At 39.2% G+C, this 24,832-nt stretch carries 23 protein-coding genes; 13 read left to right on the top strand and 10 right to left on the bottom strand.

Going from position 1 to position 24,832, the window contains the following annotated elements; genetic code table 11:
• Positions 1 to 15: 15 nt before the first annotated feature.
• Complete coding sequence (mutS, locus tag HC176_RS09985; protein WP_167918117.1) at positions 16 to 2,625, bottom strand: DNA mismatch repair protein MutS; 2,610 nt, start codon at positions 2,623 to 2,625, stop codon at positions 16 to 18.
• 265 nt (positions 2,626 to 2,890) lie between these two features.
• On the opposite strand from mutS, the gene HC176_RS09990 reads away from it, so the two are divergent.
• The 3 genes from HC176_RS09990 to HC176_RS10000 all read left to right on the top strand — a co-directional run bounded on the left by HC176_RS09990 (position 2,891) and on the right by HC176_RS10000 (position 5,281).
• Complete coding sequence (locus HC176_RS09990) at positions 2,891 to 3,427, top strand: RNA methyltransferase (RefSeq protein ID WP_167918060.1); 537 nt, start codon at positions 2,891 to 2,893, stop codon at positions 3,425 to 3,427.
• Between the two features lie 23 nt (positions 3,428 to 3,450).
• A complete protein-coding gene (locus tag HC176_RS09995) occupies positions 3,451 to 4,110 on the top strand; it encodes a class I SAM-dependent methyltransferase (protein ID WP_167918061.1) in 660 nt (219 codons plus the stop codon).
• A gap of 181 nt (positions 4,111 to 4,291) precedes the next feature.
• Entirely contained in the window at positions 4,292 to 5,281 is a 990-nt protein-coding gene (locus HC176_RS10000) for a sugar kinase (protein WP_342448681.1), read from the top strand.
• A gap of 16 nt (positions 5,282 to 5,297) precedes the next feature.
• On the opposite strand, the gene folK is transcribed toward HC176_RS10000, so the two are convergent.
• On the bottom strand, positions 5,298 to 6,428 hold the full coding sequence (folK, locus tag HC176_RS10005; protein ID WP_167918063.1) for a 2-amino-4-hydroxy-6-hydroxymethyldihydropteridine diphosphokinase: 1,131 nt from the start codon (positions 6,426 to 6,428) through the stop codon (positions 5,298 to 5,300).
• An 82-nt stretch (positions 6,429 to 6,510) separates the two neighbouring features.
• Here folK and HC176_RS10010 point away from each other — a divergent pair, with 82 nt between their 5' ends.
• The 3 genes from HC176_RS10010 (at position 6,511) to rpsU (ending at position 8,403) form a co-directional block, all read left to right on the top strand.
• Entirely contained in the window at positions 6,511 to 7,026 is a 516-nt protein-coding gene (locus HC176_RS10010; RefSeq protein ID WP_167918064.1) for a gamma carbonic anhydrase family protein, read from the top strand.
• A 285-nt stretch (positions 7,027 to 7,311) separates the two neighbouring features.
• On the top strand, positions 7,312 to 8,175 hold the full coding sequence (locus HC176_RS10015; RefSeq protein ID WP_167918065.1) for a sigma-70 family RNA polymerase sigma factor: 864 nt from the start codon (positions 7,312 to 7,314) through the stop codon (positions 8,173 to 8,175).
• 33 nt (positions 8,176 to 8,208) lie between these two features.
• Entirely contained in the window at positions 8,209 to 8,403 is a 195-nt protein-coding gene (gene rpsU, locus HC176_RS10020) for a 30S ribosomal protein S21 (RefSeq protein WP_167918066.1), read from the top strand.
• Positions 8,404 to 8,534: 131 nt separating this feature from the next.
• Here the strand turns inward: rpsU and HC176_RS10025 are convergent, their stop codons facing one another.
• Together HC176_RS10025 and HC176_RS10030 are read right to left on the bottom strand one after the other, a co-directional pair.
• Entirely contained in the window at positions 8,535 to 8,762 is a 228-nt protein-coding gene (locus tag HC176_RS10025; protein ID WP_167918067.1) for a hypothetical protein, read from the bottom strand.
• Positions 8,763 to 8,812: 50 nt separating this feature from the next.
• Positions 8,813 to 9,610: a DUF2797 domain-containing protein gene (locus tag HC176_RS10030; RefSeq protein ID WP_167918068.1), complete on the bottom strand. Its 798-nt coding sequence runs from the start codon at positions 9,608 to 9,610 to the stop codon at positions 8,813 to 8,815.
• A 42-nt stretch (positions 9,611 to 9,652) separates the two neighbouring features.
• Between HC176_RS10030 and HC176_RS10035 the strand changes: the two genes are divergently transcribed.
• The gene (locus HC176_RS10035) at positions 9,653 to 11,185 is read left to right on the top strand and encodes a GH3 auxin-responsive promoter family protein (protein WP_167918069.1); all 1,533 of its coding nucleotides are present in this window, start codon (positions 9,653 to 9,655) and stop codon (positions 11,183 to 11,185) included.
• A 104-nt stretch (positions 11,186 to 11,289) separates the two neighbouring features.
• Positions 11,290 to 12,909 (top strand): OmpA family protein, encoded by a 1,620-nt coding sequence (locus HC176_RS10040; protein WP_167918070.1) that lies wholly within the window; start codon positions 11,290 to 11,292, stop codon positions 12,907 to 12,909.
• Positions 12,910 to 13,164: 255 nt separating this feature from the next.
• On the opposite strand, the gene clpX is transcribed toward HC176_RS10040, so the two are convergent.
• The 6 genes from clpX to HC176_RS10070 all read right to left on the bottom strand — a co-directional run bounded on the left by clpX (position 13,165) and on the right by HC176_RS10070 (position 18,894).
• Positions 13,165 to 14,397 carry an ATP-dependent Clp protease ATP-binding subunit ClpX gene (clpX, locus tag HC176_RS10045; protein WP_167918071.1) on the bottom strand — a complete coding sequence of 411 codons (1,233 nt, stop codon included), beginning with the start codon at positions 14,395 to 14,397 and terminating at the stop codon, positions 13,165 to 13,167.
• A gap of 75 nt (positions 14,398 to 14,472) precedes the next feature.
• Positions 14,473 to 15,147, bottom strand: a complete 675-nt coding sequence (gene clpP / locus HC176_RS10050; RefSeq protein WP_167918072.1) for an ATP-dependent Clp endopeptidase proteolytic subunit ClpP — start codon at positions 15,145 to 15,147, stop codon at positions 14,473 to 14,475.
• A 143-nt stretch (positions 15,148 to 15,290) separates the two neighbouring features.
• A complete protein-coding gene (tig, locus tag HC176_RS10055) occupies positions 15,291 to 16,619 on the bottom strand; it encodes a trigger factor (protein ID WP_167918073.1) in 1,329 nt (442 codons plus the stop codon).
• 301 nt (positions 16,620 to 16,920) lie between these two features.
• Positions 16,921 to 17,268 (bottom strand): phage holin family protein, encoded by a 348-nt coding sequence (locus HC176_RS10060; RefSeq protein ID WP_167918074.1) that lies wholly within the window; start codon positions 17,266 to 17,268, stop codon positions 16,921 to 16,923.
• A 32-nt stretch (positions 17,269 to 17,300) separates the two neighbouring features.
• Complete coding sequence (locus tag HC176_RS10065) at positions 17,301 to 18,065, bottom strand: alpha/beta fold hydrolase (protein WP_167918075.1); 765 nt, start codon at positions 18,063 to 18,065, stop codon at positions 17,301 to 17,303.
• 106 nt (positions 18,066 to 18,171) lie between these two features.
• Positions 18,172 to 18,894 carry a pyridoxine 5'-phosphate synthase gene (locus HC176_RS10070; protein ID WP_167918076.1) on the bottom strand — a complete coding sequence of 241 codons (723 nt, stop codon included), beginning with the start codon at positions 18,892 to 18,894 and terminating at the stop codon, positions 18,172 to 18,174.
• 88 nt (positions 18,895 to 18,982) lie between these two features.
• Between HC176_RS10070 and HC176_RS10075 the strand changes: the two genes are divergently transcribed.
• The 5 genes from HC176_RS10075 (at position 18,983) to HC176_RS10095 (ending at position 24,663) form a co-directional block, all read left to right on the top strand.
• Positions 18,983 to 19,642: a CBS domain-containing protein gene (locus HC176_RS10075; RefSeq protein ID WP_167918077.1), complete on the top strand. Its 660-nt coding sequence runs from the start codon at positions 18,983 to 18,985 to the stop codon at positions 19,640 to 19,642.
• The gene (locus tag HC176_RS10080; RefSeq protein WP_167918118.1) at positions 19,642 to 20,526 is read left to right on the top strand and encodes an NAD kinase; all 885 of its coding nucleotides are present in this window, start codon (positions 19,642 to 19,644) and stop codon (positions 20,524 to 20,526) included. Before HC176_RS10075 ends, HC176_RS10080 begins: the two co-directional genes overlap by 1 nt.
• Before the next feature lie 100 nt (positions 20,527 to 20,626).
• Complete coding sequence (gene porG, locus HC176_RS10085; protein WP_167918078.1) at positions 20,627 to 21,313, top strand: type IX secretion system protein PorG; 687 nt, start codon at positions 20,627 to 20,629, stop codon at positions 21,311 to 21,313.
• A gap of 1 nt (position 21,314) precedes the next feature.
• The gene (locus HC176_RS10090) at positions 21,315 to 22,055 is read left to right on the top strand and encodes an undecaprenyl pyrophosphate synthase (RefSeq protein ID WP_167918079.1); all 741 of its coding nucleotides are present in this window, start codon (positions 21,315 to 21,317) and stop codon (positions 22,053 to 22,055) included.
• On the top strand, positions 22,027 to 24,663 hold the full coding sequence (locus HC176_RS10095) for a BamA/OMP85 family outer membrane protein (RefSeq protein WP_209309699.1): 2,637 nt from the start codon (positions 22,027 to 22,029) through the stop codon (positions 24,661 to 24,663). The genes HC176_RS10090 and HC176_RS10095 overlap by 29 nt, the downstream gene beginning before the upstream one ends.
• The last annotated feature ends 169 nt before the right edge of the window (positions 24,664 to 24,832 follow it).

The raw sequence follows: 24,832 nt of genomic DNA on the forward strand, positions 1-24,832 counted from the left end.
TAAATGAAATTATTTTTAAGCTTGTTTTTTCTTCACCAACATACGCTTGATTTCATTCAATTTCATCAGGGCTTCAACTGGCGTAAGGGTATCAATATCAGTATGTAAAATTTCGTCTTTAATATTTTCAAGTAATGGATCATCTAAATTGAAAAAACTCAATTGCATATCATTTTCTAAAGATTTCACCTTATCGGTAAGCTCTTCACTGGAATGCGACTGCTCCAATTTCTTCAAAATTTTGTTGGCTCGGTGCAAAACCTGTTGAGGCATTCCAGCCATTTTTGCGACGTGGATTCCAAAACTATGGTGGCTACCACCCTCTACCAGCTTTCTTAAAAACAGTACATTGTCTTTTAATTCCTTTACTGAAACATTGAAATTTTTAATGCGTTGGAATGTTTCGGTCATTTCATTAAGCTCGTGGTAATGCGTTGCGAACAGTGTTTTAGGTTTGGCAGGATGTTCGTGTAAATATTCACTAATAGCCCAAGCAATGGAAATACCATCATAGGTACTCGTACCTCGCCCTATTTCATCAAGCAGCACTAAACTGCGTTCTGAAATATTATTCAAAATAGAAGCCGTTTCATTCATTTCTACCATAAAGGTCGATTCGCCCATAGAAATATTATCGCTCGCTCCTACTCTTGTGAAAATTTTATCAATTAAACCGATTTTGGCCTCTTTTGCTGGCACAAAACTTCCTATTTGCGCCAACAGAACAATCAATGCCGTTTGACGTAAAATGGCTGATTTACCCGACATATTAGGTCCGGTAATCATAATAATTTGTTGTGTTTCACGATCTAAAAATACATCGTTGGCAATGTAAGCTTCCCCCAAAGGCAATTGTTTTTCAATTACAGGGTGTCGCCCTTCTTTTATTTCCAAATCGTGTGAATCGTCAATATTCGGACACACGTATTGATTGTCTTTTGCCAATTGCGCAAACCCGCATAAACAATCCAGTTGCCCAATAAGGTAGGCATTTTGCTGCACTGCTTTAATGTATTGGTTCATCCAAGCCACCAACTCGGCAAACAATTGCTGTTCGATAGCCAAAATACGTTCTTCGGCACCTAAAATTTTGGCTTCGTATTCTTTCAGTTCTTCGGTAATGTAGCGCTCGGCACTTACCAAAGTCTGTTTTCTAATCCACTCGGCAGGTACTTTATCTTTGTGTGTGTTCCGCACTTCAATATAGTAACCAAAAACATTGTTGGAAGCAATTTTAAGCGAAGTGATCCCAGTGCGTTCACTTTCGCGCTCCAACATATTGTCCAAATAATCCTTTCCGGATTTTGAAAGGTTTCTGAGTTCATCCAGTTCTGATGAAAAACCTTCTGCTATCGTATTGCCCTTCATTACATTTACGGGTGCTTCCTCGTTTAGCGTTTGCTTGATTTTTTCGCGAAGCACATCGCAACTTTGCAGGGTGTCGCCAATAATTTTCAGCGATTCGTTATCGCAATTCGATGCCAATGATTTTATCGGAACAATAGCTTCCAAGGAATTTTTAAGTTGAATGACCTCGCGTGGATTCACCTTTCCGGTGGCTGTTTTGGAAATCAAACGTTCCAAATCGCCGATGTGCTTAATGTGGCTTTGTATTTTTTGAAGCACCGAATTTTCTGAAGACAAAAACCCAACCACCTGATGCCGCTGCTTTATTTTATCTAAACTTTTTAAAGGCAGCGCGAGCCAACGTTTCAGCAGTCTTCCGCCCATAGGCGAAATGGTTTTATCAATAACATTTAGCAAGGTTACCGCATTATTGTTGGTGGAATTGTAAAGCTCTAAATTACGGATGGTAAACTTGTCCATCCATACGTAATCGTCTTCTGCAATTCGAGCCACCGAAGTAATGTGCTCCAATTTGTGGTGCTGTGTTTCACCCAAATAATGTAAAATGGAACCCGATGCAATAATACCTTCGTACAAATCTTCAATGCCGAATCCCTTAAGTGTTTTGGTATTGAAATGTTTTGTAAGTGTTTCGTAGGCATAATCGGTTTGATACACCCAATCTTCCAAAAAAAACGTGTGAAAATCTTCGCCAAAAGTTTCCTTAAATAAGCTACGCTTTTGTTTAGGCACCAACACTTCGCTGGGGCTAAAGTTTTGCAGCAATTTATCGATATACTCGGCATTACCCTGAGAGGTTAAAAACTCGCCGGTTGAAATATCCAAAAAGGAAATGCCTATGTTTTTTTTATCGAAATACACCGAACATAGAAAGTTGTTCGATTTGGACACCAAAACCTCATCGTTCAAAGCTACCCCTGGGGTTACCAATTCGGTAACGCCACGCTTCACAATGGTTTTAGTTTGTTTGGGGTCTTCCAATTGGTCGCAAATGGCCACTCGCTCGCCGGCCTTCACCAATTTAGGTAAATACGTATTTAGAGAGTGGTGCGGAAACCCTGCCAATTCGGTCTTCTCGCCCCCATTGTTTCTGTTGGTTAACACAATACCCAAAATACCGGCCGCTCGTACGGCATCTTCCCCAAAAGTTTCGTAAAAATCGCCCACGCGAAACAGCAACAAGGCATCGGGATACTTGGCCTTTATAGCGTTGTACTGCTTCATTAACGGTGTTTCCTTTTTTGCTTTTTTCGTCATATCCTTTCTCAATCCCATGAAGACGGGAATCTCAATGGTAAAATGGTTTTTTAATGTTACTTTTGAAAAAAATTGTAGCATGCAATGTACTACTAATTTCATGTTTTTTGAAACCGGGCACCATCAAGTTATCTACAATTAAATTAAGATGTCAACAATACAACTGTCATGCTGAGCGCAGTCGAAGCATCTGCCAACAGATTGCCACACTTCGACTGCGCTCAGTGCAGGCTATGCCTCCACGCAATGACAAAACAAAACTAATATGCGAAAACTTAAAAATAGTGAACTAGACCGACTGAGTATTGATGATTTTAAGGAAGCGAAAAAAACGCCCCTTATTATCGTGCTCGACAACATTAGAAGTTTAAATAATATTGGTTCCGTTTTCAGGACTAGCGATGCCTTTTTAATTGAAAAAATTTATCTCTGTGGCATTACCGCCCAGCCGCCTCACAAAGACATTCATAAAACGGCTTTGGGCAGCACCGAAACCGTGGATTGGAAATATGCCAAAGACACCATGCAGGTTGTTGACAATTTAAAAGCTGAAGGTGTTAAAATATGCTCTATTGAACAGGCCGAAAACGCCACCATGCTCAACGATTTCTCGGTTGAACCGAGCACCAAGTACGCCTTAATTTTCGGAAACGAAGTAAAAGGTGTGGCTCAAAACGTAGTTTCGGCCAGCGATGCGGTGATTGAAATTCCGCAGTTTGGCAGCAAGCATTCACTGAACATATCGGTGAGTTGCGGAGTGGTGGTTTGGGACTTGTTCAGTAAGCTGAAAAATTCCAATTAAATTTCCCGAAACGCAAAAGTTTAATGCCTAAAAAAGTAAAAACCCCTTGGCCCACCAAAGCCGTAATGGAGCAAATTTACGACATGCACCTTTGGGGCGGCACCGATTTCGATTTTTATTCGGGCTGCGGCTCGCACGACCCAGAGATCGTAAATCTATATCTCGAAGCGGTTACTGCTTTTTTAAAATCGTTTAAAGAACCGTTAACGGTTTGCGATTTGGGTTGTGGCGATTTCAATATTGGGCAGCACCTTTATCAGTACACCAAACAGTATATCGGCATTGATATTGTTGAGAGCTTAATTCAACGCAACAAAACCCTCTTCCGCAAAAACAATTTAGATTTTCGGTGCTTGGATATTGCCAAAGACAAACTCCCGCAGGCCGATTGCGTAATGCTTCGCCAAGTTTTGCAGCATTTATCAAATGCGGAAGTTTTAGCCATCACCAAAAAATTGGCTAATTACAAATATATCATTTTGACCGAACACCTTCCCACCGGCGACTTCATTCCGAACAAAGACATCATTTCTGGACAAGGCATCAGAATAAAACAAAATAGCGGTGTTGATATACTAAAAGCGCCTTTCAATCTTAAAATCAAGAGTGAACAACACTTCGGCGAACACGTTTTTGATAACAACAAAGGCCGAATTGTCACTAAATTATACCGAGTGTTTTAATTCTTCATTTTGCGAACGCAAAGCAACAAAATCATCACCACATAAAACAACCTTACACCAAGAGTTAACAGCCTGTCACTTCTCATTTTTTTTTTGATTGTTGCGTATAAAAACCTAACTTAGCTAGAGTGTCTTTAACATTTTTTGGACATAAACTAAACTGAAATATGGCAAAAAACTAATCACTTTCGGAGAAGTTATGATGCGCTTATCCCCACCCGGATATTCAAAATTTGCCCAAGCAAATTCATTTGAACTGGTTTATGGCGGAGGCGAAGCCAACGTGGCTATTTCATGCGCCTACTTGGGGATGAAAGCTGCACATGTAACCCGTTTCCCCGATAACGCACTTGGTAAAGCAGCAACTCAATTTTTACGAAAACATTGGCTGAGCACAGAACATGTTTTTTACGGTGACAAAATGATGGGCAAATACTTTTTAGAAAAAGGAGCAGTACACCGACCCAGCGAAGTGATTTATGAGCGAGAGGGCTCTTCATTTTCTTTAATTGAGCCTTCCATGATAAATTGGGAAGACGTTCTAAAAGACGCCGATTGGTTCCACTGGACCGGAATTACCCCTGCCATTTCAGAAGGCGCTGCAATGAGCTGCCTTGACGCAATAAAGACAGCCAATAGGATGGGCATCACTGTTTCGGGCGATATTAACTCACGTAAAAACATGTGGCATTACAGAAAGAGTATGCAGGAAATCATGCCCGATTTGGTTAAAAATTGCGATATCGTAATCACCAGCAGTCGTGGTATTCGGGAAATGTTTGGGTTGTGCAGTCCGGACGACAAGTTCAAGACCTGCGCCAAACGATTAATGGATACCTTTCCGAAAATTAAAAAAGTAGCAAAGAAAACCCGAAAATCCGTTAGTGCCTCACACCAACGCATAAAAGGGAAAATGTGGAATGGCAAAAAATACGTAAAAACCGATTTTTTAAACATCACGCATGTTATAGATCGTGTGGGCACCGGAGATGCCTTTGCCTCCGGCCTTATATACGGGCTACTTCATTATAAGAACGACATGCAAGCCCTAAACTTCGCCACCGCGGCATGCGCCCTAAAGCACACGGTACCAGGCGATGTTAATGTGGTGTCTATAGAAAACGTTATTAACCTAATGGAAGGTGACACTTCGGGCGCCATAAAAAGATAGGATTAACCAAACCGTATTAGTCGCCACAAATCTCACCCAAAACCCACAAATAATCGGCGCGGTTTTCTACAAAATCCCTTTCAGAAATATCGATAATTTTAACGTTGAAATCGGTTTGCGATTTTAAAAACTCCAAATAGCCCGTGTTTATTTTTTCCAAATAATCGTTGGCTATGTTTTGTTCATAATCGCGTCCGCGTTTTTTTATGTTTTTCTGCAAGCGTTCGGTATTTTGATAAAGATACACATACAAATCGGGTGTTTTTAAATCTTTGTACATCAAACTGAACAACTTTCGGTACAGCTTAAACTCATCTTCCTGAAGCGTAATTTTCGAAAATATAAGCGATTTGAACACATCGTAATCGCTCACAATAAAATCTTTAAACAAATCGAGCTGCGCCAAATCGTCACTAATCTGCTGGTAGCGATCGGCTAAAAACGACATTTCCAAAGCGAAGGCATAACGATTGGCATCTTCGTAAAATTTAGGCAAAAACGGATTATCGGCAAAACGCTCCAAAATCAATTTCGCATTAAAATCGTTGGCTATCTTATTGGCTAAACTGGTTTTTCCAGCACCAATATTACCTTCTATGGCAATGTAATTGTAATTTGAAAAGCTAAAAGTTTTACTCGGGTTTTTCAACCACAAATTAATGGGTTCCAACTCAGAGTCATCTTCGCATTCCTCTAACAAAACCGAAACGGATTTCTTTAAAACCGGATGTTTCACTTTGCTTGCCACGTCGTTTAAGGGCTGCAGCACAAATCGCCTTTTTTGCATTTCAGGATGCGGAACTTGCAGCGTTTCGGTATCGACAATACCAGCTTCGGCAAAAACAATATCCAAATCGATAGTCCGTGCTTCGTAACCAGCACCATCCGTTCGGGTTCTTCCCAATTGGGTTTCAATCTTCAAAAGTTTATCGAGCACGTCTTGAGGCTTCAGCCTACTGTGCATTTCCAAACAGCAATTAAAAAAATCTTCGCCTGTAAACCCAAACGCTGGTGATTTGTAAACCCTAGAAATCTTGGCAACATGCCCTATTTCTGTGTAAATGGTATCAATGGCTAGTTGTAGGTTTTTAAACTTATCGCCCTTATTACTGCCCAGCGCAATATAATATGTGGTTGGTTTTATCATTATCCGACAAAATAATAAAAAGTAAATGGTTTACTTTATATTTACGCTTTGTAATTTATCCACAATAAACCTAAATTTCGCCATGCCTATTATAAAACCAGTAAACGGCTCTTCGCCACAAATTCCAGACGACTGCTATATTGCCGAAAACGCTACCATAGTGGGAGACGTTAAAATGGGCAACGAATGCAGCGTTTGGTTCAATACCGTTATTCGGGGTGATGTAAATTTTATAAAAATGGGCAATAAAGTGAATGTGCAAGATGGCGCCGTAATACACTGTACCTACCAAAAATTCGGCACCACCATTGGCAACAACGTCTCTATTGGGCACAATGCCTTAGTACACGGGTGCACGCTTAAAGACAACGTTTTGGTGGGCATGGGCAGTATTATTATGGATGGCTGCGTGGTAGAAAGCAACAGCATTATTGCCGCAGGCGCGGTGGTTCCCCAAAACACCATTGTTGAAGCCGGAAGCATTTACGCCGGAGTACCCGCAAAAAAATTAAAGGATATCAGCAAAGAACTCATTTCGGGCGAAATAGACCGCATTGCCAATAATTACGTAAAATACTCCAGTTGGTTTAAAGAATAGTTTTTGGCGTTACCCCTCTACAAGTTCGGGGTCGGGCTTTCCATTTCAATCTTTTTGCTCATGCTTCACAAAAAGGATTTCCATTGCAATCCCTAACGCAAATAGCCTCAAAAAACCGTACAATTACCAGTGGTGTTTTTGAAATTTCGAGCAAAAAACCTTAAAAAATAGTTAATTTTTGCCAAAACCAAGGCTTTTTCAAAAGAAATTCGTCGATTTATTAGGATTTTCGGTTAAATCGTTTATGTTATACTATGTATAATATATAAAACTTACATTCCATAGATGAGGCAGTTAAAAATCACAAAACAAGTTACCAATCGCGAGTCGAAATCTTTAGACAAGTACCTTCAAGACATTAGCAAAATACCCATGATCACCGCCGAAGAGGAGGTAGAATTGGCGCAGCGCATAAAGCAGGGGGACCAAAAAGCTTTAGAAAAACTCACGACTGCCAATTTGCGTTTTGTGGTTTCGGTTTCTAAACAATATCAAAACCAAGGTTTAAAATTGCCCGATTTAATCAACGAAGGCAATGCTGGCCTAGTAAAAGCGGCAAAACGATTTGACGAAACCCGCGGTTTTAAATTCATTTCGTATGCCGTTTGGTGGATTAGGCAAGCAATTCTTCAAGCTTTAGCCGAACAATCTCGAATAGTTAGATTACCTTTGAACAAAATTGGCTCGATAAACAAAATCAATAAAGCCTACTCGCATTTGGAGCAAACCCACGAACGGGCACCCAGCGCACACGAGATTGCCAAAAATTTAGACCTTACGGAAAGTAACGTTAAGCAATCTTTAAAAATTTCTGGACGCCATGTTTCAATGGACGCCCCGTTAAAGGAAGGTGAAGATTTTAGTTTATACGACGTCGTGAAAACCGATGAAATGCCAAACCCAGATTCTGATTTGATTCAAGATTCGTTGAACGTGGAAGTAAACAGGGCTTTGGATACGCTATCGGAAAAAGAGGCCGAAGTGATAAGACACTATTACGGCATTAGCAAAAAGCACCCCATGAGCCTACAAGAGATTGGTGACGCTTTTGGATTAACCCGAGAGCGCGTTAGGCAAATAAAAGAAAAGGGGATTCGCAGACTGCGACACACCTCTAAAAGTAAAGTATTAAAAACGTATTTAGGATAATCCTAAATCATCAAATAAATCTAAAATCGAAATATGTTAAAAATTATTGTAAAAGATGGCGAGAACATAGAGCGTGCCTTAAAACGCTACAAACGGAAACACCGTAACATTAAAGTGATGCAAAATTTAAGGGAGAATCAGTTCTTTACAAAACCATCTGTTAAAAGACGTCGTGAAATTCAAAAAGCGGCCTACATTCAAAGTTTAAGAGACCAAGAGGAAATTTAAACATAAAAGGAGCTGTCTAAAAAGTGATGATCGCCATTTCGGCATTCCCATCAAAGTTGCCTTAGAATCAAAATTTTGATTCAAAAGGAGATTTTCGTGTTTTTTCGGAAAGACGACTTTTTAGGCAGCCTCTATTCTTCAGTGAAGTCTATGGGATAATCTTCATAAAAATGATCAAAGGTTTTATCGGTTTTATAATTATCCTTTAGCACTTTGTACACCATAACCAATAGAAAAAACTGCCCCACACATTTGGTGTAAAACACCAGTGCAAACGGCACATCCATACTTACCATTACAGCCAAAAGCACTAACAGAAAGCTGATTAAGCCAACATAAAACATTGCAGATATTTTCATTTTTATTTAAAAGATACTGAAAATATGCAACTTACACAAAATTCGTTCTACTAAGCTCCGACTGCAATTTGCACCACCAAACCTTCATTGGCGCGTACATTAAATACGGTATTATCGTCAAAAATGAGATATTGCCCTTTTACCCCAACTAGTTTTCCGGTGTATTGCTTTTCCTTTTTTAAATTTAAACTTTTTGGTTTTTCTGGGTATTTCAATACAGGGAATTCTAAATTGGTTTCACTATTGCTTTCAATAAAATAATCTAAAGCCTCATTGGGGATAAAATTTTTTAGTTTTTCGCGCCACTCCACTAAATTTTCATCTTTTATTTCGTTTTTCAACATGGTACGCCAATTGGTTTTGTCACTTACATGGTCTTTTAGAGCGACTTCGGTGATTCCTGCCAAATAGCGGTTGGGCACTTCTACAATTTCGATGGCTTCGTGGGCCCCTTGATCTATCCAACGGGTGGGCACTTGACTTTTTCGGGTCACCCCCACTTTCACATTACTGGAATTGGCCAAATACACAATATGCGGTTGTAGTTGTACTTTCTTTTCATACTCCAAATCGCGGTCTTCTTTATCTAAATGGGCAGTACTCAGTTCGGGGCGCATTACCCAATCGGCAGCCTGTGGCACATCAAAAAAGCAACTTTTACAAACCCCCTGTCTGTAAATGGGTTTGTTTAAACTACAGTTTAAACATTGATATTTAACAAATTGCAGGCCGATGGTTTTATCGAGCAATTGATTCATATTTATAAAGTCGTTTTCAAACACCAAATAGTATTGAATGGGGCTTGCAAACTCCGTTTCCATTTTTGTTAGAACGCCTTGGTAGGTCATAAAAAAAAGTATTATTTTTAAAAACTTAAAGATAATTTAAAAATGCCAATACCCATAGTAAATTCCATTGCTTCTTGGTTTTTGAAGAAACGTTTCCATCAAATTGAACTGTTTTTAAAATACCCCAATGAAGTACAGAACGAATTGCTATTAAGCCTTTTAAACACGGCCAAAAACACCGAATTTGGCAAGAAATACGATTTTGCATCCATAAAAAACTACCAAACTTTTGCTGAACGTGTACCGATAAAAAACTACGACGGTTGGCAAGAGGACATTGAACGCAGCCGAATGGGCGAGAACAATATTTTTTGGCCCACACCCATAAAATGGTTTGCCAAATCGAGCGGCACTACACGAGCCAAAAGCAAGTTTATCCCGGTTAGCGAAGAATCGCTGGAAGACTGTCACTACGCAGCCAGTAAAGATTTACTTTGCATGTACCTAAACAATAACGAAAACTCACAACTATTCACGGGTAAGAGCTTGCGTTTAGGCGGCAGCAAAGAGCTTTATAAAGAAAACGGCACTGTGTTTGGTGATCTTTCGGCCATTTTAATTGACAACATGCCGTTTTGGGCAGAATTCAGTAGCACCCCCAGCAACAAGGTATCACTGATGAGCGACTGGGAACATAAAATGCAGGCCATTGTTGACGAAACCATAAACGAAAAAGTAACCAGTTTGGCTGGCGTACCCTCGTGGATGTTGGTATTGCTGAACAACGTTTTGGAAACCACAGGTAAAAACAGCATTCTCGATGTGTGGCCTAATTTGGAAGTGTACTTTCACGGCGGGGTGAGTTTTATTCCGTATAAAGATCAGTACAAAAAAATATTACCGAACAAAAACTTCAAATATTACGAAATCTATAATGCTTCGGAAGGCTTTTTTGCTATTCAGGACCAAAACAACTCCAATGAGCTTTTACTGATGTTGGATTATGGAATTTTTTATGAATTCATCCCGATGCAACTTTATGGCACTGCAGCCGAAAAGGCCATTCCGCTAAGCGAAGTAAAACTTGGAGAAAACTATGCGGTAATCATCACCACCAATGCCGGGCTTTGGCGCTATAAAATTGGCGACACCATAAAATTCACCTCATTGAGTCCGTACAGAATAAAAATTTCGGGACGCACCAAACATCATATTAACGTATTTGGCGAAGAACTAATTATTGAAAATGCTGAAAGCGCCTTGAAAAAAGTGTGTAAACGCACCAAAGCCGAAATTGTCGACTTTACTGCAGCCCCCATCTTTATGGACGGCAAAGAGAAAGGCGCCCACGAGTGGCTAATAGAGTTCAAAACTCCTCCTCAGAATATTGATTATTTTAATGAACTTTTCGACAATGCTCTTAAAGCTTTAAATTCTGATTACGAAGCCAAGCGCTACAACAATATTACCCTTAACAAACCTCGGATAAACTTGGCCAGGAAGAACTTATTTTACGACTGGCTAAAACAAAACAATAAACTAGGCGGACAGCATAAAATACCAAGGCTATCGAATACCAGAGACTACATGGAAGAGCTATTATCGCTGAACTCCTCAATTCATAATCCGCTTTAGAACAAACACTTAACGAGTTTAATTGCGCTTAGCCTAAGTTTTTTTCATTACACCGAGTTCAGGATTATATTTAGTTACTAATTAATCCAAACCCTCGCCCAAAAATGAAAACAACACTATGTCTTTTCGTTTTCTTGGCATCGTTCATGTTATTCAGCCAAGGACCATCAAATTTAGTGGCCTTCAATCACCACACCCCTAATACCCCAGAACCTTTTAAAGTTAATACAGCCGACTACAGTGCTTTTGAAGATCGCGGATTTGACTTTGAACTTTTAGACGCCGGAGTAAACACACCGTTTTCAGAAATTGGTTCCGGTTTTTTCAGAAACAAACTCATTTTAGTGTCATCAAAAAAACTGGGCGGATTAGCCAAAATCGACCCTAACACCAAAGAAGCCTATAAAGAACTCTATTGTTTGGATATTAGTAGAAACGGCGCATTAAGCACTCCTTATCTCTTCAGTAGAATTTTGAATACCAATTCCAGTGAAGACCAATTAACATTCTCACCAGACGAAAAAACGGTGTTTTACACGAGAAGCAGTAAAGAAAACTCATTGGAATTCAAACTATACCGAGCCGTACTTGAAGAGGGTTCGCACGGCAAATGGATTAATAACGAACTCCTGTCCATGAATGCCAACGGCATATCTATTGAAAATCCGTTTATGAATCATGCGGGCACCCAACTCTATTTCTCGGCTAACCTTCCAGATTCGTATGGCGGTTTCGACCTTTATGTATGCGATATCGCAGCAGATGGCAGCATAAGCTCTCCCAAGAATTTAGGAAACAAGATAAATACTGCATACGACGATAAATACCCTGCTTTATCGCAAGATGACAAATACTTCTATTTTGCTTCAAAAGGGCATCAAAATATGGGTGGCTTCGACCTTTTTGTCAGCAAGAAATCAAAACAAGGCTTTAAATCGCCCAGAAACATGGGGAACACCATTAATTCGGTTTACGATGAAGTAGCTTATTTCTTGGCCGCCAAAAACAAAGGTTATGTATCATCAAACCGGCCCAACGGAAAAGGCAGTTTCGATATTTACACCGCCGTTAACAACGAAGTTATCCAAACAATAGCGGGCAGGGTTGTTGACCAAGAAACTCAAATAAAACTTCCTAATACCTTAATCATTTTAAAGGATGAAGATGGAGCTGAGTTAGGACGAACATTAACGGGCGAAGACGGTAGTTATTCGCTAAGCGTTTCTCCTTTTGAATCTTATACGCTGAACACCCACAAAGACGGATTTAAGGATAGTGCATCGGAATTTTATACCAACCGAGGTTATAAAACCGCTTACAGAAAAGACCTTGAATTACTCACCACCGAACCCGTTATTGTGAAAGTTGATAACGAAATGCGCATTGTTTTGGAAAATATTCACTTCGATTTCAACAAATGGAACGTGAAGGAAGAATCGTTTATTTCATTGAACAAAATTATTAAAGTCCTTAACGAACATCCAGACATGAAATTGGCTATAAATGCCCATACCGACAACAAAGGCCGTGATGCTTACAACATGAACTTATCGAACAAACGTGCGGCATCGGCAGTTAAATATTTAATTAAAAATGGTATTAGCAAGAGCAGATTACAATCCAAAGGTTTTGGAGAGAGCAAACCGTTGATAGATTGCAAAAATAATTGTAGCGAAGAAGACCTGCAAGCGAACAGACGTGTTGAATTTGTGATTTTAGAATAAGCCACAAAAACGCTCTCTTCAAAAATTAGCAATAACCGATTAAGTGCTCGTAAAAAAGTCCTTAAACGAGTATTTCGTCTTATAGTCTAAAACAATTTTAAAAGCTTTGTGCCTTGTTAAATTAAAGATACATTTGATTCAGATTAATCGAAAAACTTAAGATTTATACATAGCAGACCCATTTATTAATTAATTTTCCATAAATAAAAAACCACGCTGATTAGCGTGGTTTTTTTATATCTATTTGTCACTTGTTTAAGAAACGGCTTTTAGCTTCTTAAGTGTGGTTTTTGTCAATTTATCTTCAGCGTAAACTTTAGTAACATTCAATTTTTTCTCGTTGCTACTGGGCATTTCAAACATGGCATCGGTTAAAATTTCCTCGCAAAGCGATCGTAACCCCCTTGCTCCCAATTTATACTCAATCGCTTTGTCAACGATAAAACCAAGTGCTCCATCGGTGATAGAAAAATCAATATCGTCCATTTCAAACAGTTTCTTATACTGTTTAATAATAGCGTTTTTAGGCTCTGTTAAAATAGCTCTTAAAGTTTCGGCATCTAAAGGGTTCATGTGCGTTAACACTGGTAAACGCCCAATGATTTCAGGAATTAACCCAAAGTCCTTTAAATCCTTCGGAATAATATACTGCAATAAATTTTCCTGATCCACCACATCGTCTGACATGGAGGCGCTGTAACCAACGGCTTGCATATTCAATCGTTTTGAAATGATACGCTCAATACCATCAAAAGCACCTCCAGCAATGAACAAAATGTTTTCGGTATTCACTTCGATGAATTTTTGATCGGGATGTTTACGTCCTCCTTTTGGCGGTACATTAACCACAGTACCTTCCAGAAGTTTTAGCAAAGCCTGTTGAACGCCCTCACCAGACACGTCCCTGGTTATGGATGGATTATCACTCTTACGGGCAATTTTATCAATTTCATCAATAAAAACAATCCCTTTTTCAGCCTTTTCCAAATTGTAATCGGCAGCCTGCAATAAACGGGTTAAAATACTTTCTACGTCTTCGCCAACATATCCAGCTTCCGTTAGTACTGTTGCATCAACAATAGCCAAAGGCACGTTCAGCATTTTAGCAATGGTTTTTGCCATTAGGGTTTTACCGGTTCCGGTTTGCCCCACCATAACGATGTTACTTTTTTGGATATCGATATCGTCTTTAGACGGTGTTTGCAACAAACGCTTGTAATGGTTATAAACGGCTACTGACATTACTTTTTTAGTAGTGTCTTGTCCTATAATATATTCATCGAGAAACGATTTGATTTGTTGCGGTTTGCGAAGTTTTAATTCTGCAGAAAGGTCGCTCGTATCGTTCTGTTTAGATTCCTCTATAACAATACCGTGCGCCTGCTCAATACATCTGTCGCATATATGAGCATCCAATCCTGCTATCAATAAATTGGTTTCGGGTTTTTTACGACCACAAAACGAACATTCTAATTCTTCTTTTGCCATTAATCTAATTTGTTTTTTGGGGAGAAAAAAATTGCAATCCTCTCACTAATAACTCTTAAAATTACAATTTTTTTATTAATTGCGAGCCAATATTTCATCAATCATACCGTATTCTTTGGCCTTATCGGCTTTCATCCAGTAATCACGATCACTATCTTCGTAAACTTTGTCGTAATCTTGCCCCGAGTGTTTACTTATTATTTTGTAAAGTTCTTCTTTTAAGGTTAAGATTTCTCTAGCTGTAATTTCAATATCACTAGCCTGACCTTGCGCACCGCCCAATGGTTGGTGAATCATAACACGCGAGTGGGTTAATCCACTACGCTTTCCTTTTTCACCAGCACACAAAAGTACCGCTCCCATCGAGGCCGCCATACCTGTACAAATGGTAGCCACATCGGGCTTGATGAACTGCATGGTATCGTAAATGCCCAATCCGGCATACACGCTACCGCCCGGCGAATTGATATAAATTTGAATGTCTTTAGAAGCATCGGTACTTTCCAAAAACAGCAATTGCGCCTGAACGATGTTGGCCACTTGGTCGTTAATACCTGTTCCCAAGAAAATGATACGATCCATCATCAATCGGGAAAACACATCAAAAACCGCTATGTTCATTTGGCGTTCTTCTATAATGTTTGGAGTAAGGTTGGTGGGGTACATACTGCTGATTATTTTATTGTAATATGTACTGCTTATACCTTGGTCTTTTATCGCGAATTTTTCAAACTCTTTTGCGTAATCCATAGTTAAAATTGAAATTTATTTTGATAATCCATTGATTGACACCAACATGGATTTACCACTTTTAGTTTTAGTAATTTATTTTGAACAAAAAGGCGCTTAAACCTGTAGATTTAAGCGCCTAAATATAAGCATTTATTATTTACCTATTTATCACCGTAAACCTCTTTAACAAAGTTTTCATAGCTTAATTCCTTAACTTTAAGGTTTGCTTTTTCTTTGTAAAGCTCTAATAATTTTTGGCTTACCAATTGCTCTGAAATACGACGGGCTTCATCTTGGTTTGACAATACACGGGCAGCGATATCATCCAATTCTTTATCAGAAGGGTTCATTTGTCCGAACTGAGCCATTTGGGCCTTTATCATTTCACGGGCATGGTTTTTAATATCGTCCATGGTTACTTTGATGTCGTTCTCCTCAATCAACTTACCTTCAATTAATTGGTAACGCAAACTTTTTTCAGACTTCTCGTATTCTTCTCTGGCTTGATCGGAATCCAATTCCTTTTCTCCGGCAGTTTGCAACCACTTGGTTAAGAATTCGGCCGGCAAATCGAATTTGGTGTTTTCTACCAAATATTCAGTGACGTCGTTCAATAATTTTTGATCGGCTTGCTGAACGAATTGCTTCTCGGCGTCTTCTTTTATTTTCGCTTTCATTTCGGTTACTGAAGTTACTTCACCTTCGCCGAATAATTTATCGAACAATTCTTGGTCTAAATCGGCCAATTGGCGCTCATTGATTTCAGTAATTTCAAAAGTTACTTCAATATCCAGTTCGTGCACATCTTCATGACCTAATTTTAAAGCATGCATCAATTCGTGCTCGTCATCATAAAGTCCTTTGGTTTGTAAAGTGATAACATCACCAACCTTAGCCCCGATAAATTGTTTTTCGGTCGCTTTACCTTTAAACTTATCTAAAGTTAAAGTTACTGTATTTTCAATCTCCTTTTCTTCGTTTTTGAAGGTCCCGGTAATTTCGCTGTCTTTTTCAACGGCATCTTGAGACACTAATTTCCCATATTGTTTTTGGATACGCTCTACTTGCTCATCAATCATTTTATCGTCGGCAACAATATTGTATTGCGTGATAGCGTCTTTACCTTTTAATTCCACTTCGAATTCCGGAGCCAATCCTAATTCGAATTCAAAAGAAAATTTCTCTGCATCCCAATCAATTTCTTCTTGAGTTTTTGGAAGCGGTTGCCCTAAAACATCCAATTTTTCCTCGGTTAAATATTTGTTCAAGGCATCTTGCAACAATTTATTCACCTCATCAACCAAAACGGCTTTACCGTATTGTTTTTTCACCATGCCCATTGGCACGTGCCCTTTTCTAAACCCAGGAATGTTTGCTGTTTTACGGTAATCTGATAGGATTTTTTCTACCTTATCGCTGTAATCTTCTTTAGCGATATCTACTTTCACAACAGCATTTAATGCATCAACGTTTTCTCTTGTAATATTCATTTTTAAATGATATAAAGCCTTTTAGGCAATTAACACTAATAGGTTTTTGTGAAACCTAAAAATTATGTAACTAAAATTGGGTGGCAAAAGTACAATATTTTTACCACCCAACAAAGTTTTTAAACCCTTGATTTTTAGAGCTTGTTTAAGTTTTTATCAATTATTTTTCTACGCCCCTTTTTGCGCATAATTTTGTTAAAATTTCATCAAGTAGCATAGCTATTATCTTCAATTTTAACTCATTCTGCATCAAAAATGAACAATACAAAAGTTAATAACAAAAATTTAAACAGGCTCTTGGCTATTTTTTATCTTCTTTAAACAAAGAATGAAGAATGGATTGCAGTATAGAAAGTAGAACACTAAAAAACAATGCCCACCAAAAATTATTGACCGAAAACCCACTTATTAATTGATCAGCCAGCAGAATAATTATGGCATTGATTACCAAAAGAAACAAGCCTAAAGTTAAGATGGTTGCTGGTAACGTAAAAATAACCAAAATGGGTTTTACCAGTAAATTGAGTATCGCCAAAACTAGCGCCACCACGATAGCCGTTAAGTAATTATCAACATTAACGCCCGATAGCGCATAGGCTAAAATAAATACGGCTGCAGCGTTTAATAGGAGTCTTAAAATGAGATTCATATATTTTGTTTTAAGGAAATATACGAAATTTATTATTTCACAAACCGCTCTACAGCCTCAAAAAAGTCTTTGGGGTTTTCGGCATGCAGCCAATGCCCTGCGTTGGCAATGGTAACAATTTCTGAATTTGGGAAATGGCGTTTTATAATATTCTCGTCATCAAGGCCTATATATTCCGAACGATCGCCTCGAAGGAATAAGGTATCTTTATCGAAAGTAGCATGTGCGGGAAGTGACTCTCCAACTTCGGCCACTTCGTTTTTCAAAACCTCTAAGTTAATGCGCAGTCCCAATTGACCTTTTTCAACCCAATACAGGTTTTTTAAAAGAAATTGACGGGTGCCAAAATCGGACACGTACTCACTCAACACTTTATCGGCTTGGCCACGACTTTTTATTTCACTAAAATCCAACTGGCTCAATCCGTTTAAAATAGCGTCGTGGTGCACGGGATAGAATCTTGGTGAGATATCGGCCACCAATAATTTAGACACCAATTCGGGGTATAATGCAGAAAACAACATCGCGGTTTTTCCGCCCATGGAATGCCCGAGCAATACAATATCTTCCAGATTATTGGCCTCGCAGTAATTCTTTAAATCTTCTGCTAAAAGCTCGTAACTAAATTCGTCACTATGGAAACTCCGCCCATGGTTACGCTGATCCACCAGATGCACCTCGAACCCCAATTCACTGAATTGATTGCCCAAAGTTTTCCAATTGTCGCTCATACCCAAAAAACCATGCAGAATTACAAATGGTTTTCCTTCGCCTATGATGTTTGAATGTAATGTCATACTGCCTCCCTTAATCCCTCCAAAGGAGGGAAACTGTTGTGTTTTTCCTTTTTTATTATTTTTTTTCCCACCGACGTCTGAGTGCTTCCTTCCTTTCGGGAAGGATTTAAGGATGGGCTTTTAATTTCCTTAAATACATCTGAATGACGTTTTCTACGCCCAAGTACAAGCTTTCGGCCACCAATGCATGTCCAATAGACACCTCCAATAAACCCGGAATATTCTTTTTGAAAAATTCAATATTATCCAACGATAAATCGTGTCCTGCATTCAATCCCAACTCAAGTTCGTTAGCCAGTTTGGCACTTTCGATGTAGGGCCTTACCCCTTCTTCGTTACCCAACGCGTACTCATGCGCAAAGGCTTCGGTATACAATTCTACTCGATCGGTCCCAGTAGCCTTAGCGCCTTCAACCTGCTTTAAAATCGGGTCGACAAAAATAGAGGTTCGTATGCCGTTTTGCTGAAATTCCTTAATTACATCAACCAAAAAATCTTTATGTTTTAAGGTGTCCCATCCAGCGTTGCTGGTAATGGCGTCTTCGGCATCAGGCACCAAAGTCACCTGTGTAGGTTTCACCTCCAAAACCAAATCCATAAACGACTTTATAGGGTTGCCCTCAATATTATATTCGGTGTAAACTACCGGTTTTAAATCGCGCGCATCTTGATAGCGGATGTGCCGTTCGTCTGGCCTTGGATGAATGGTAACTCCTTCGGAACCAAAACGCTGTACATCTTTGGCAAATTGCACCACATTGGGCACATTGCCACCCCTTGAATTCCGCAACGTGGCAATCTTATTAATATTAACGCTTAACTTGGTCATAAATCAGTTTTATTCAGCAAAAATACAAAGTAGAACACGTCTACATAGTATTTTTTTGATTAATTTGCAGTACCAATAAACAGAGATTATGCGACTTTCGGAATACATAATTAACGATGTAAAACCCTTAAACATTAACAGTAAGGCCAGTGAGCTACAACACCTTTTTAACCAGCTTACGTTTTCGCACATTCCCGTAAAGGACGACAATGGCACTTACGTGGGATGTTTTTCTGAAACCGACGCCCATTGTTTTGATGGCGAAAAACCACTAAAGGAATACCTATATGCAGTTGAAGATTTTTATGTTCGCGACAGTACTGTTTGGTTGGATATTTTAGAAGAATTTGCTGTGCATTCCAATAACATCATGCCCGTTCTGGACGCTAAAAACCGTTATTTGGGTTATTATGAACTTAATGACGTTATTAGCCTTTTTAGTGAGTCGCCATTCTTTTCTGAAGCGGGTGGCATTTTGGTGATTGAAAAAGGTATTAATGATTATTCATTTAGCGAAATTAGCCAAATTGTAGAATCGAACGACGGTAAACTTTTGGGGGCATTCGTTTCTAAAATGAACAGCGACCTGATTCAAATCACCTTAAAAATTGGCAACACTGGCTTAAACGAAATTATTCAAACGTTTAGAAGGTACAGCTACAACATCATTTCTGGCCATGAAGAAGATGGCTATTTAGAAACCCTGAAAGAACGTTCCAATTACTTAAAAAGATACTTAAACATATGATGAAGGTTGCCATTTTCGGACGATTTTACAACAAAACCACATCAGCTTCCGTCGAAACCCTGTTTCAATATTTACTAAAAAAGGATATTGACGCTTATATTGAAAGTCATTTTTTCGAAATCATAAGCGACAATTCACCCAACATAAAGGATTTTAATACGTTTAAAACCTTCGACACACTCGACACCTCTTTCGATTTGCTGGTAAGTGTGGGTGGCGATGGTACCATTTTACGCGCCATTACTTTTGTAAAGGATATCGACATACCCATTATTGGCATCAACACCGGAAGGCTCGGTTTCCTGGCCACCATTCAGGTGGACGATATCGAGCGTGCCATGCAAAGTATCATTGATGGCAAATACAACATTTCGGAACGCAGTTTGCTTTCGGTGGAAACATCGCCTGAAAACCAAGATATAAAATCGCTCAATTTTGCACTCAACGAAATTGCAGTAAGCCGGAAAAACACCACTTCGATGATAACCGTTGAAACGTACTTAGATGGCGAATACCTCACCTCGTATTGGAGTGATGGGTTAATCGTATCAACGCCCACGGGTTCTACCGGCTATTCGCTGAGTTGTGGCGGCCCGGTAATTACACCAAGTACCAACAGTTTTGCCCTTACGCCCATTGCTCCTCATAACCTGAGTGCGCGTCCGTTAATCATCCCTGATTCTACCGTAATTGAGCTTCGGGTAGATGGTCGCGAAGAACAGCATTTGGTGTCTTTAGATTCCAGAATTGCTACTTTGGACAATGGCACGCTTATAAAAATCAAAAAGGCCGATTTCAAAATTAAAATGATTGACCTCCTGGACGAAAGCTTCCTGGACACCCTTCGAAAAAAACTCCTTTGGGGCGAAGACAAACGCAATTAAAACAATAATTTAAGAGATTTTCTGTTTTAAAACCAGACAATTTTGTTCATATTATTTTGAACACATCTTATTTATTATATTTGCAAACTTTCGAACATTTATGAGGCATTTAACCCTTTTGATTATTAGCATTTTAAGCATTCAATTAAGCCATTCCCAAATTTTTGAAATTGGAGGGTTTGCTGGCGGCAGCAACCTAATTGGTGATGTTGGTGCCACAGACTATATAAATCCTAATGCTCCGGCGTTGGGCTTGTTATTTAAATGGAACCGAAGCAAAAGGCATTCATGGCGGGCTTCGTTAACCTATTCCGATTTAAAAGCCTTCGACAGCAAATCGGACGACCCAAGAAGAATCCAACGGGATTATGATTTCGATTCCAACTTATTGGAAATATCGGCCGGAATGGAGTTTACATTTATGGATTTCAACCTGCACTCTGGCGAAACCGTGGCGATCCCCTACTTATATTCAGGCATTAGTGTGGCGCACCACGACAATTATTATTATTTTAACGGTTTGCAAACCTCTGAAAACACCTCCAGTTGGGCCTACGGCATCCCTATGGCCTTAGGTTTTAAAACCAACGTGTTGGGCAACTTTATTCTGGGGCTTGAAGTGGGTGCACGTTATACATTTTCAGATGAAATTGACGGCAGCATGCCAGACGACCAATGGAGAAACCAATACCGCTTTGGAAATATAAATAACAACGATTGGTACGTGTTCTCGGGAATTACCCTAACTTACACCTTTGGTGAAAACCCTTGCTATTGTGTAGAATAAAATGGATTTAAAAAGCAACATAAACGAAAAAAGATTACCCAAACATATTGCCGTCATTATGGATGGCAACGGGCGTTGGGCCAAACAACAAGGTATGGCACGTGCTTTTGGCCACGAAAACGGCACCAAATCGGTTAGGGAAACCGTTGAAGCCTGTACCGAAATAGGCATTGAAAACTTAACGCTTTACGCCTTCTCCACCGAAAACTGGAAACGCCCCAAATTAGAAGTGCAAACCCTTATGAAGCTTTTGGTGTCTTCATTGAAAAAAGAAATCAAAACCCTTCAGGACAACAACATTAGGTTAAACGCCATTGGAGCTTTAAGTACATTACCCAAAAAAGTGCACAAAGAGCTTTTTGAAGTTATAAAAAGTACCGAAAACAACAACAGAATGACTTTAACGCTGGCTTTAAGCTACGGATCCAGGGAAGAATTGATAAACTCCGTAAAAGAAATTAGCATTAAAGTTAAAAATAATATAATTTCGCCCGATAAAATTGATGAATCAATTATAAATGAGCATCTTTACACGCATAATTTACCAGATGTAGATTTGCTTATTAGAACTAGCGGAGAGCAGCGCATAAGCAACTTTTTACTATGGCAAATAGCTTATGCTGAATTATTTTTTGCAAGTGTACTGTGGCCAGACTTTAAAAGACAACATTTGTACGAAGCTATTATTGAATATCAAAAAAGAGAACGAAGATTTGGGAAAACAAGTGAACAACTTAGTTAAGTTACCTGCAATAACATATTTAAAGTACTTTTTTACTATAGCCTTTTTTGCAGGGTGCATGGCCGTTCAAGCACAAGATGTTAATTACATAAAAGGCAAAAAATACATTTTGGAAGATATTTCGGTTTTGGGAAACACCTCGTTTGGCGACCAAACCATTGTATCGTATTCTGGACTAAGAAAAGGCAATGAAATAACCATTCCCGGTGAAGATATCGCCAACGCCATTAAAAAACTTTGGAACTCCAAACTCTTCAGCGATATTGAAGTTTACGTGACTAAAATTGAAGACGACAAAGCCTTTCTTCAAATTCAACTTTCCGATTTACCCCAGCTTAACGACATAAAAATAAACGGTGTTAAAAAAGGAAAAGTTGAAGGTATCGTTAACGACAACAAACTAAAAAAAGGAACAAAAGTTACCGAGAACCTCATTACCACCACCAAAAACCATTTGGTGAAAAAGTATAAAAAAGACGGTTATTACAACACCAAAGTTCACATCAACACTATCGATATAAAGGATTCCATTCAAACCGCTAGGGTAAACATGGTGGTTAATATCGACAAAGGTGAAAAAGTAAAAATTAAAGACATTGTGTTTTCTGGCAATGATGTTTTAAGTGACAAAAGGCTTAGAAAAGCCATGAAAAGCACTAAGAAAATCAATCGCCTTCGTATTTTAAAACGTTCAAAATATATCGATTCGGCCTACCAAGCCGATTTAGGTCACATTGTTGACACGTACAAAGAAAACGGTTATCGTGATGCCCGAATTTTATCAGACAGTTTGGTGGTTAACAACGATAAAACCATTTCGCTTTATATCGATGTTACCGAGGGCGACCAATATACCTTTGGCGATATTAAATTTATTGGTAACACAGTGTATTCAAACGAATATTTAAGCCGTTTGTTGCGCATAAGAAAGGGCGACACCTACAACGGCGTTTTACTTCAAAAGCGCATTGCAGACCCTTCAAAACCCGATGCTTTCGATATTACCAACGAATACCAAAACAACGGTTATTTGTTTTCCAGCATCAACCCTGTTGAGGTGAGTGCCGACAACAACGTTATTGATATGGAAATTCGAATTTCCGAAGGTAAACCGGCCTACTTCAACACTGTTTCGGTAGTGGGCAACGATAAAACCAACGACCACGTAATTTACCGCGAATTGCGTACGCGCCCTGGCCAATTGTACAGCAAAGCCAATGTAGTGCGTACCGTTAGGGAATTGGGGCAGCTAGGCTTCTTTGATGCCCAGGAAATCTCGCCCGACTTTAAAAATGCCAACCCCATGGAAGGTACCATCGATATGGAATACTCTGTAAAAGAAACCGGTTCCAGCCAAATCGAGTTACAAGGGGGCTACGGTGGTGGCGGTTTTATTGGTACTTTAGGGTTATCCTTTAATAACTTTTCCATTAAAGACATCTTTAAAAAGGAAGCCTATAAACCTATTCCCATGGGCGACGGACAAAAATTAGCGCTTCGTTTACAGGCCAGCCGTTTTTTCCAAACCTATAGTTTTTCGTTTTCAGAACCTTGGATGGGTGGCAAACGCCCCGTACAGTTTTCAACATCAATATCGCACACCAAGCAATTTACGTATGGAGCAAATTTCCAACCAGACAGAAGTAGAAGTTTTAACATCACTGGAATCACTTTTGGTTTGGCCAAACGATTAACGGTTCCTGACGATTTCTTTACGCTTTCACAGGCCATCAGTTACCAACGTTACGATTTAAACAACTACAACACCGGGTTATTTAGCTTTGGTGATGGGCATTCCAATAACTTATCCTACACCGTAGGTTTAAGCCGAAACAACACCAATGTAGATCCTATTTTCCCAACAGGAGGCTCGAAGTTTTCGATTACCGGTAAATTCTCATTGCCGTACTCCCTTTTTAACGGCGTGGATTACGAACAACTTTCTGATGAATACGACGCCGCACAGCAACAGGCTGCTAATGCAGAAAGTACTTTATCTCCTGAATATATTGCTGCAAACGAAAAAATCACAGAAATAGACCAAAAACGTTTTAATTGGTTAGAGTTTTATAAAATTAACTTTAAAGGTGAGTGGTATACCGAGATTACCAAAAATTTGGTGTTGAGACCGCTTGTGGAGTTTGGCTTTTTAGGCGCCTACAACCAAGACCGTGGCGTGATTCCTTTTGAGAGATTCTTTGTAGGCGGTGATGGACTGGGCAATTACAGTTTAGATGGCCGTGAAGCGATACAATTACGTGGTTATCCCAACCAATCGCTAACACCTCTTGATGAAACTACCGGTCGTGCTTCTAATGATGGAGGGACTATTTACAATAAATATTCACTGGAATTGCGTTACCCCATAACCTTAAAAGCATCAGCTAAAATTTATGCACTAGCCTTTTTGGAGGCTGGAGGTTCTTATGATAGTTTTAGAGATTTTAGTCCATTTAACGTTAATCGTTCCGCAGGTTTAGGTATTCGTATTTTCATGCCGGCCTTTGGTTTATTGGGTATCGATTTTGGTCACGGTTTCGACCCTGTGCCTGGCAAAACCACCAAGCACGGATGGGAAACCCACTTCATTATTGGACAACAATTTTAAGCGCTTAATTTATTTTGGCACGATATTTTCTATTTACACCATGATGATTTGCACGAGAATAAAATTTTTAAGATTAAAATTCGTTAATTTTGAAGACCGAATTCAACAAGGCAGCCAAAACATCTGCCTATTTAGAATTTGCAACCCATAAATTAAAACAATTAAACCG

It is taken from the genome of Tamlana crocina (assembly GCF_012037625.1).